The 1,239-nt window shown below is 36.5% G+C and carries 1 protein-coding gene; it reads right to left on the reverse strand.

What is annotated here, in order from left to right; all coding sequences use genetic code 11:
- On the reverse strand, positions 1 to 1,139 hold a 1,139-nt coding region (locus JCM9157_RS23025; protein WP_035668870.1), incomplete at its 3' end, for an IS256 family transposase.
- Positions 1,140 to 1,239: the final 100 nt, after the last annotated feature.

A 1,239-nucleotide genomic window follows, 5' to 3' on the forward strand; every position in this document is an offset into this window, starting at 1 on the left:
AACTGTAAATTTTCATTTTCCATCAAAAGTGCCCCTACTAGTCGAAAGGCTGACTGTGTATTTGGAAAAATTCGAATGACTCTTTCCCGTCTTCTAACTTCTTGATTCAGACGCTCTAAAGAATTTGTGCTTGTAATGTGTCGTTGGAATGTTTCTGGTTCATTCAAGTATTGAATGGAATCTTCGAATCCATTTTCAAGTGTTTCAATTGCTTTTTCTAGCTTAGGATTCTCCTGGTGTCTTGTGATAAATTCTTCCTTAAACCCTCTAGCTTCCTCACAAGAGATGGTTTGATAAATTCTTCTCATATCAGCTATCACTTGACTTGATCCCTTTTTAGGTAGCTTATTGATGATATTTCGTTTGAAATGAACGGTACATCTTTGCCAAGAGGTTCCGATGAATTCTCTCTCTATAGCTTTCTTTAAACCAGCATGAGCATCAGAGATCACAAGTTTAGGTGACTGTAGTCCTCTTGCTTTTAGATCTTGGAAGAAGCCCTGCCAGGCTTCAAAACTTTCGACATGATCTATTTTTAAGCCAATTACCTGCCTCTTTTTCTTCTCGTCCATTGCCGTCATAATATAGATTGCTTTTGGTACAACTTTATTATTTTCTCGCACCTTAATATACATGGCATCTGCATATAAGTAAGGGAAATAGTGAACATTAAGCGGACGATTTGCCCACTTGTTTACTATCGGATCAAGCTTTTCAGTTAGTGAGGAAACAAAGGATTTGGATACACTTTCACCACAAAGTTGTTCTACAATGTTTGTTACTTTACGTGTAGAAACCCCATTAACGACCATTTCCAGCATGGATAATGTTAGAGCCTGATCCACGCGAGAAAATCGTTCAAAGATAGACGGCGAGAAATCTCCTTCCCTTGTTCGAGGAACTCGCAACTTGATCTTTCCAATAGCGATAATTAGTTCACGTTCATAATAACCATTACGATAATCACGACGTTCAGGAGAACGTTCATATGAAGCTGCCTGTAAAAATTCATCCCGTTCTTTTTCCATAAATTCATTTAGAACTAGTACAATTGAAGATTTCACTACGGCTTCGATATTAGAATTCATGACAGATTCTTTTAAAACATCTAGATCTAGGCTAAACTGTAATTGAGTCATTTATATTTCCTTCTTTCTATGTTTTTCGTGGTTGTTAAACATTGTAGCCAAGAAGGAATATAATGACTCTTTTCTTTTTACACAATTATATGGACTTAAT

It is taken from the genome of Halalkalibacter akibai JCM 9157, assembly GCF_000513135.1.
In the GTDB taxonomy this organism is placed as follows: domain Bacteria; phylum Bacillota; class Bacilli; order Bacillales; family Bacillaceae_D; genus Halalkalibacter; species Halalkalibacter akibai.